The 7,765-nt window shown below is 38.5% G+C and carries 8 protein-coding genes and 1 pseudogene; 6 read left to right on the forward strand and 3 right to left on the reverse strand.

Features of this window, described 5'->3' with window-relative positions:
* Positions 1 to 83 precede the first annotated feature (83 nt).
* Entirely contained in the window at positions 84 to 1,403 is a 1,320-nt protein-coding gene (locus HMPREF2961_RS10465; RefSeq protein ID WP_002315822.1) for a COG3415 family protein, read from the reverse strand.
* A gap of 113 nt (positions 1,404 to 1,516) precedes the next feature.
* On the opposite strand from HMPREF2961_RS10465, the gene msrA reads away from it, so the two are divergent.
* The gene (gene msrA, locus HMPREF2961_RS10470) at positions 1,517 to 2,044 is read left to right on the forward strand and encodes a peptide-methionine (S)-S-oxide reductase MsrA (RefSeq protein WP_002315823.1); all 528 of its coding nucleotides are present in this window, start codon (positions 1,517 to 1,519) and stop codon (positions 2,042 to 2,044) included.
* 71 nt (positions 2,045 to 2,115) lie between these two features.
* On the opposite strand, the pseudogene HMPREF2961_RS10475 reads toward msrA, so the two are convergent.
* Positions 2,116 to 2,801 (reverse strand): annotated as a pseudogene (locus tag HMPREF2961_RS10475) (prepilin peptidase).
* A gap of 79 nt (positions 2,802 to 2,880) precedes the next feature.
* On the opposite strand from HMPREF2961_RS10475, the gene HMPREF2961_RS10480 reads away from it, so the two are divergent.
* The 5 genes from HMPREF2961_RS10480 (at position 2,881) to HMPREF2961_RS10500 (ending at position 7,164) form a co-directional block, all read left to right on the forward strand.
* Positions 2,881 to 4,419: a gluconokinase gene (locus HMPREF2961_RS10480; RefSeq protein ID WP_002315825.1), complete on the forward strand. Its 1,539-nt coding sequence runs from the start codon at positions 2,881 to 2,883 to the stop codon at positions 4,417 to 4,419.
* Between the two features lie 119 nt (positions 4,420 to 4,538).
* Entirely contained in the window at positions 4,539 to 5,006 is a 468-nt protein-coding gene (locus tag HMPREF2961_RS10485) for a Dps family protein (RefSeq protein WP_002310545.1), read from the forward strand.
* Positions 5,007 to 5,288: 282 nt separating this feature from the next.
* Positions 5,289 to 5,717, forward strand: a complete 429-nt coding sequence (gene rplM / locus HMPREF2961_RS10490) for a 50S ribosomal protein L13 (RefSeq protein ID WP_002323724.1) — start codon at positions 5,289 to 5,291, stop codon at positions 5,715 to 5,717.
* 15 nt (positions 5,718 to 5,732) lie between these two features.
* Entirely contained in the window at positions 5,733 to 6,125 is a 393-nt protein-coding gene (gene rpsI, locus HMPREF2961_RS10495; protein ID WP_002287505.1) for a 30S ribosomal protein S9, read from the forward strand.
* A gap of 289 nt (positions 6,126 to 6,414) precedes the next feature.
* On the forward strand, positions 6,415 to 7,164 hold the full coding sequence (locus HMPREF2961_RS10500; protein WP_160769826.1) for a helix-turn-helix domain-containing protein: 750 nt from the start codon (positions 6,415 to 6,417) through the stop codon (positions 7,162 to 7,164).
* A gap of 39 nt (positions 7,165 to 7,203) precedes the next feature.
* Here HMPREF2961_RS10500 and HMPREF2961_RS10505 read toward each other — a convergent pair whose 3' ends face one another.
* Positions 7,204 to 7,692: a hypothetical protein gene (locus tag HMPREF2961_RS10505; protein ID WP_025477342.1), complete on the reverse strand. Its 489-nt coding sequence runs from the start codon at positions 7,690 to 7,692 to the stop codon at positions 7,204 to 7,206.
* Positions 7,693 to 7,765: the final 73 nt, after the last annotated feature.

Here is a 7,765-nt window from a genome sequence, read left to right on the forward strand (position 1 = left end):
AGCTGATTGAACACCGTTTATTCGGAAAAAGGGATTGTGACAAAATCTTGTCACAATCCCTTTTTTTGCTTATACGAAGTAGCTTACCTCTCATTTGTTTGGTTAGAAGAAAGAGTAGGAGATGATCTTGAAGCTACAGGTTTTGCTATATCTGCTAGCTGTTTACTGCGTTTCAGTTTTTGTTCTATTTCTTTTACTGTAGTTAGGGATACGCCAAAAAACGTTGCCACATGTTTTTGTTTAGTATAGGGTATTGTTAATGCTTCTTCGATTTGATTACGTAATTTTTGTGGTATCCTTTGATTTTTTTCTCTGGAAATTTTTCCGAATTTCCCATGAAAAAGCTGATGGGTCATTTTTTCATCATAGTCTTCTTCAAAATGTTTTTGGTATATATTATTTACTGTAGAGTTGGACACGCCAAAAAATGCGGCAATCTGTCTTTGACTAGGATTAGGCAATGTCAATGCGTGTGTGATCTGTTCGCGTAATTTCTGTGATAAACCCCTTTTTTCTCTTTTTCTGGAAACTTCGCCGAATTCCTTGTATAAGACTTGATATGTGTGATTTTGAGCATCACCTTCTGCAAGTTGTTTGAGGTATATATTGCTTACTAAACATGAGGATACGCCAAAAAATGTGGCAATTTGACTTTGTTTAATATCAGGCAATGTTAATGCGTGTTCGATTTGATTACGCAATTCTTGTGATAGTCTCTTATTCTTTCCTTCTCTAGAAGGAATAGGACCAAATGTCTCATACAAAAGCTGATAAGCGTTATTTCCAACATTTCCTTCTACTAGATTGCTCGTTTTTTGTCTATCCACAACAAAGGAAGGCCCTGGCTCAGTAGGCGAGATGGGTTCTTCGATCGTTTGTTGATGGAAGATTGGATCGGGCAATGGTTCATCAATAAATTGTCGCTCCTCTCTTGTGAGAGACTCGTGCTCCATTAAGTTATGGAAACGATAACCTTCCCCAGAGATGTCAATAGGTGGAGATGAAAATGACTCCTCAAATGGCGAATGTTCAGGTGGATTTGGAATGACTGAAGCTAGTTCATTGACGAGTTGCTTCTCATCTTCCGGGAGAGTTAGAGCATCATCCTTTGAATGAGCATCAAATTCATGAGAAGTTACAGGGGGCGTTTTTATTTTTTTGTTCGCTTTAGTTAATAGTTCATCAAATGCAATAAAGTCAGTGGATGTATCTGAATGTTTTCTTTTTGCTTTAGGCATAATTATCCCTCCGATAACATGGATTTGTTTATTCGTATGAAAAAATAAAGGTACATAATTTTGGGATAAGCATACCATATAAAACTTATACACAACATGACTGAAAAGACAACTTTTTCTTACCTGTGGAAAAAATAGTTTAACACAAACCTTATAGTTATCCACAACCAATTAAAAATGAAGAAAAATCCGCTAAAATACCGGGAGGGGGTAAAAATAAGCAAAATAATTTTAATTATCTATAAAACAGGTATGATGAGAAAAAAGGGGGATTTTATATGACAAAAAAAGCAGTTTTCGCAGGCGGATGCTTTTGGTGTATGGTCAAACCATTCGAAAAGCAGCCAGGGATCATTTCTGTGACATCCGGTTATACAGGCGGGCATGTACCAAATCCAACTTACGAACAAGTAACAACAGGCACAACTGGGCATACAGAAGCCGTAGAGATCGAATATGACCCAGAAGTTATTTCTTATGATCAGTTGGTGGAAATCTATTGGCAGCAAACCGATCCGACTGACGCGTTAGGGCAGTTCGCTGATCGTGGTGATTCTTATCGACCAGTGATCTACTATAGTGATGAAGAAGAACGAAACATTGCAGAGCATTCAAAACAAGCATTGCAAGACAGCGGGCGATTCGATAAGCCGATCGTGACAAAAATCGAACCAAGAAGCGAATTTTATCCTGCAGAAGATTACCATCAGGATTATTACAAGAAAAACAAGCTCCATTACAATCTTTATCGAGAAGGTTCTGGACGTGCCGGTTTCATTCGTCGACATTGGGGCGGCAAGAAATAAGAAGCCGAAAAAGCTACTTTTGGAACACCGTATATCAGAGGTTGTGACAAGTCGTTTGTCACAACCTTTTTTCAATACCTAAAATGAAGGACGATCAGCAATACACTACTCAAAAAAGGAATGAAAGGCAGCTTTTCCAACTTTTTTTATGACAGATAAAGCAAACAGAAAAAACGGTTATTCCAAACAGGCTAGCCAGAAACAAGACCCGAAGCAACTCTTCCAGAGGCAAGCCCCCACTCCAAGAAAGCACCAACAGAGTATCGCCAGCTCCGAGATAGGATTGACCATAGCGAAGGCACACACCGCCTACGATAAACGTTAACAGCACACTTTGCCATTGGAAAACGCCGGCCTGCAACCAAAAAATCCATAAGACTGCCCAGGAGCAGAATAGCGTGTGAGAATGGACCATGAAGAAAAACAAGTCCATCAACGAAAATAGCAAAGCCGAAAGCACCCAAATGAACGTCGAAAAATTTCTTGCGGAAGAAAAAGTAAAGAACCAGGCAAAAAGACCACCACATAAGACTTCTGCCAACAAATAGTAGAAGGGCAACCGACACCGGCAATAGCGGCAGCGAAAACGTTGGACGATAATTGAGAGAATCGGAATCAATTCATACCAAGAAAGCGAACGACAGCATTTGACACAATGAGATCTAGGATAAATAATAGAGTGTCCTAACGGAATCCGCTGGGCGGTTAAACATAAAAATGACCCGATACAGCAACCAATGATAAAATAAAGTAACACGCCATCTCCCCCTTTTCAAAACCAAGATACGCAAGCTTAAACTAAATTTTTGTACATACATAAAATTTGAGGTGAAAAAATGAACGTTTCAATCGGATTAGATATCGGAACCACACAAACCAAAGCAGTTGCTTTCACAGATGAAGCCCAAGAAGCAGCATCCGCTTATTTTCGCTACCCTTTGATCCAAGAAACACAAGGGATGGCAGAACAAGATCAGGATTTGATCTTTCAAGGCGTCTGCACCGTTATAAAAGAAGTAATTAAACAGTTGCCTTCAGACACGACCATTCAATTTGTCTCCTTCTCCTCTGCAATGCATAGCCTGATATTGTTGGATGAAGAGAAAACACCGTTATCTCGAATGATCACTTGGGCAGATAACCGAGCAGCGGACGAAGCAGAAAAACTGAAATATACCGTGCTTGGCAAAGAATTTTATCGGCAGACTGGGACACCGATTCATCCAATGACACCATTGAACAAAATCAAGTGGCTGCAAAACAGCCAACCTGAATTATTCAAAAAAACTGCTTATTTTGTCGGTATCAAAGACTATATCTTTTATAGATTGTTTGGAGAACTCATCAGCGATTACGGAACAGCTTCAGGAACTGGATACTTTGACATCCATGAATTCCAATGGGCAGAAGAAGTGCTTGACTACTTGGGCATTCGAACAGAACAATTGCCGCAAGTGTTTCCTTCCACCTATCAAGTAACAGGTCTACCGTCAGAAACAGCAGCAGAACTAGGTTTGCCAAATGATATATCATTTGTTTTGGGAGGGGCAGACGGCCCGCTTTCTAATCTAGGGTTAGGCGCTTTTGGTGATACGATCGCCGCTTTGACCGTAGGAACGAGCGGAGCACTTCGTTTTATTACTACTCAGCCTCAGTTCCATCCAGAAATGGAGACGTTTTGTTATGTTCTGGATCAGAAACATTGGGTAGTAGGAGGAGCGACTAGCAATGGTGCTGGCATATTTGATTGGGCAGGGCATACATTTTTACAGGAAGTCGTTCAATCTGCTAAAGAAAAAGGCGAAAATCCATATGATGCACTGCTTTCGGCTATTGCTTTTGTGCCAGCAGGTGCCAATGGTCTGATTTTTCATCCCTATTTGCTTGGCGAGCGAGCACCGCTTTGGGACGCAGATGCGTTTGGCAGTTTTATCGGCTTGCAGCGGCAACATACAGAAAAAGAAATGATGAAGGCAATTCTAGAGGGAATCTGTCTCAATCTTTATCGGATTTTAAAAGGAGTTTGCCAAGAAAATCAGCTCACAGAGATCCGTGCTACAGGCGGTTTTGCTCAATCTCCGATTTTTCGTCAGATGATGGCTGATGTACTGGGGTATCCGCTTGTTTTCCCTACTGTCACAGAAGCATCCGCATTAGGAGCTGTGATTTTAGGCTGGCGAAGCATCGGAAAGATTCAAAGTATCAGTGAAGCACAGGAATTGATAGAATTGAAAGAGCAAGTCGGAGTACAAGAAAACGATCATAAAAAATATCAGAAAATCTATCCATTATTTGTTTCGACACAAAAGCATTTAGCACAGACTTATCAGCAATTTGCTCAACTGCGAGAAGAATTAGCTGATTCTGAAAAATGATTGGCTTTACGGATAAAAAAGCGAAATGAAAATCGTTCTCAGGTAAATGATTTTGTTGTACTTTTCATTGAAAGTCTACTATTATTTTAAGTGTAAGAAAATGTTAGGAGGCAAGAAAGATGAAATTCCAACAAACCAAAGAAGTATTAAATCAATTAGTTGCAGATCTAAGCCAAATGTCTGTTGTTGTTCACCAAACACATTGGTACATGAGAGGACCAGGTTTCCTTACATTGCACCCAATGATGGATGAGTTCATGGACGATTTGAACGCTCAGTTAGATGAAGTATCCGAACGCTTGATCACATTAGACGGTTCACCTTATTCTACATTGCGTGAATTTGCAGATAACACGAAAATCCCTGATGAAGTAGGACGTTGGGACCGCACGATTCCTGAACGTTTGGAAACACTTGTTGCAGGCTACCGTTATCTAGCAGATCTTTACCAAAAAGGAATCGAAGTTTCTGGAGAAGAAGGCGACGATCCAACACAAGATATTTTTATTGAATTCAAAACAGCCACAGAAAAACGTATCTGGATGATCCAAGCTCATCTAGGCAAGGCGCCAGAGATCGACGCGTAAAAACTTTGTTGAACTTGACCGAAAAAAGGGCGCAGAACTTGATAGTTCAGCGTCCTTTTTGTTTTTCATTTTGACAGGAAACGCCCCTTTTATATAAAAGAAAGAAAAAGAAGTAAAGTTTCATATAAATTTTTCAATCAAGCAGAAAAACGTTGACATTGACTAGATTAGCGGGTAATATGTTAAATGGTATTGTTTGCCCCACAAAGAGCCCCGGAAACTCGAAGTGTATGTCAAACATCAGAACTTAAATTGGAGGAAAATAACGTGCGTACAACATATATGGCCAAACCAGGCGAAGTAGAACGTAAATGGTATGTAGTAGACGCAACTGATGTTCCATTGGGACGTCTTTCAACAGTTGTTGCATCTGTACTACGTGGTAAAAATAAACCAACTTTCACACCTCATTTGGATACTGGCGATTTCGTCATCGTCATCAATGCAGACAAAGTGAAATTAACAGGTAAAAAAGCGACTGACAAAATTTATTACCGTCACAGCAACTACCCAGGAGGATTGAAATCAATCACTGCTGGCGAATTGCGTGCTAAAAATTCTCGTCGTTTGATCGAAACTTCTGTAAAAGGTATGCTTCCTAAAAACACTTTAGGCCGCAAACAATTTACAAAATTGAACGTATACGGTGGAGCAGAACATCCACATGCAGCACAACAACCAGAAGTTTTAGACATCACAAACTTAATCTAATAGGAGGGAATTTCATTGGCACAAGTTCAATATATCGGCACAGGCCGTCGTAAAAACGCAGTTGCTCGCGTACGTCTAGTACCAGGAACTGGCAAAATTACTGTAAATAAAAAAGATGTTGAAGAATACATTCCACATGCTGACTTGCGTGAAGTAATCAATCAACCTTTCGCTGTTACTGAAACAAAAGGCGCATATGACGTATTTGTTAACGTAAACGGCGGGGGATACGCTGGACAATCAGGAGCTATCCGTCATGGTATCGCTCGTGCATTGCTAGAAGTTGATCCTGACTTCCGTTTAGCGCTTAAACGTGCTGGCTTGCTTACACGTGACGCACGTATGGTCGAACGTAAAAAACCAGGTCTTAAGAAAGCTCGTAAAGCTTCTCAGTTCTCAAAACGTTAATATCGTTCGAGCAAAACACACCTTCTATTTGGAAGGTGTGTTTTTTTTGATTATGAAAAAATACAGAGCGAGGCGTAAGCAGAGTAAAGTAGTTTTATTTAATGGATGCGACTTCATTTGCTTATGAGTACTAGTTCAATTCTATCACTACAAGGCACTTTCAAAATTTGGAGAGTGTCAACTAATAGAAATAAAAAATGTATGTATTTTTTGCCAAAGTCAATTTTTCCTCTTTACTATGATATGATTTGATTGGTATATGATTGAAGTGGACAAGAAAGGAGTACAAATGTTTATCAATAGTGTAAATGATGCTGTTTTTTCTTGCCAAGCGTGTGTGAATGTCTATGTGTTAAAGTTGTCTAGAACTTATTTTATTCCTGTTGATGTTTTATTTATAGACCAGAGAAACAGAGCATGGGAATTAAAAAAGAAGTACTTTGAAAAGCAGATAAAATCTAAAGTGAAACAAAGGCAATTGATTGTTGCATTCAATGAAATAATTGATAAGGTGATTTTAAGAAGAGAGAAGCAACATTTTCAGTTCTCACTATCCAATCAACATTTTTTAATACGGGTAGAAAAAATAGAGGATAAAGAACATTTGATTATTTTAGGTCCTTTCTGTACGAGTGAAACTATTCAGTCCCATATAGTTCTACGTAAATGTATTCGTAAACTAAGAAAATTCTATTCCAAAAAGGTCAATAAATATCTGTACTTAGTGATAGATGAAATATTGGCTACTGAGAATTTCTATAGACATTCTTTAGGATTTTGGGCGAAGAAAATTGGGTATGATTATTCGTATTTAAGTAGAGAATTCAAGAAATATGTTGGCTGCTCATATAGTTATTATCGAGAAAAGTATAGAATTGAACATGCAAAGAATGACTTACTTATGACTCAGTTATCTATCGAAGAAATTTCTAACTTTTTAGGTTTTTATGATTCAAGTCATTTTTATAATAGTTTTTTTAAAGAAGAAAGAACTTCACCAACTTTTTTTAGAAATCGATATAAAAAATTAAATAAATAAAGGCTGGAATATTAATCCAGCCTTTGTTTATTGTGTTGATTAAAAAATATAGTAAGAAGGAGCATGTCTTAAATTATTTGAACCTGTAACGCGTGCAGTACGAGTTTGTCCGGCATTACCAGTGACATGATTAGCTTTAATCACTGTTCCATTTGAGTTTAGTAACACGGCTGAAACTCGATAACGACGTGTACGATGATGAATAGTTGAGTTTAGTCTTACGTTTCCCCAAGCAACAAAAGGAAAACCATCTGTTGAAATTGTCCAAAAGCCCCAAGGGAAATGAGTTTGTCGTCTAGATAAAGGATTATCTGTGCTATTGCTTTTTTCTAACAAAATTTCATTTGAAACATCCAGAACTCTTCCGTTTTCATCAAAAACAATGCTTCCGCTATTTGGAAATGACTCTGTTATTGGCATTGTTAGTGCATCATTTTGAAATCCAACTTTATCAGCATTTACTGATACAGGCATAGCAAGGGGCAAGAGAGTAATTGCAACAAATGATACAGAAAAAATTTTTCTCATAATGCAGAGCACCTCTTTCTTTTTGTGGAAATAGATTATTGGTGTTAGGATGATTTAGTGGACACATTTTGGG

Source organism: Enterococcus sp. HMSC076E04 (assembly GCF_001814285.1).
GTDB lineage: Bacteria > Bacillota > Bacilli > Lactobacillales > Enterococcaceae > Enterococcus_B > Enterococcus_B lactis.

What these genes read in the sequence shown, in the direction of transcription:
- msrA (WP_002315823.1), top strand. Translation starts at nt 1,517, where the DNA reads ATGACAAAAAAAGCAGTTTTCGCAGGCGGATGCTTTTGGTGTATGGTC.
- HMPREF2961_RS10505 (WP_025477342.1), bottom strand. Translation starts at nt 7,692, where the DNA reads ATGAGAAAAATTTTTTCTGTATCATTTGTTGCAATTACTCTCTTGCCC.
- HMPREF2961_RS10485 (WP_002310545.1), top strand. Translation starts at nt 4,539, where the DNA reads ATGAAATTCCAACAAACCAAAGAAGTATTAAATCAATTAGTTGCAGAT.
- HMPREF2961_RS10500 (WP_160769826.1), top strand. Translation starts at nt 6,415, where the DNA reads ATGTTTATCAATAGTGTAAATGATGCTGTTTTTTCTTGCCAAGCGTGT.
- HMPREF2961_RS10480 (WP_002315825.1), top strand. Translation starts at nt 2,881, where the DNA reads ATGAACGTTTCAATCGGATTAGATATCGGAACCACACAAACCAAAGCA.
- rplM (WP_002323724.1), top strand. Translation starts at nt 5,289, where the DNA reads ATGGCCAAACCAGGCGAAGTAGAACGTAAATGGTATGTAGTAGACGCA.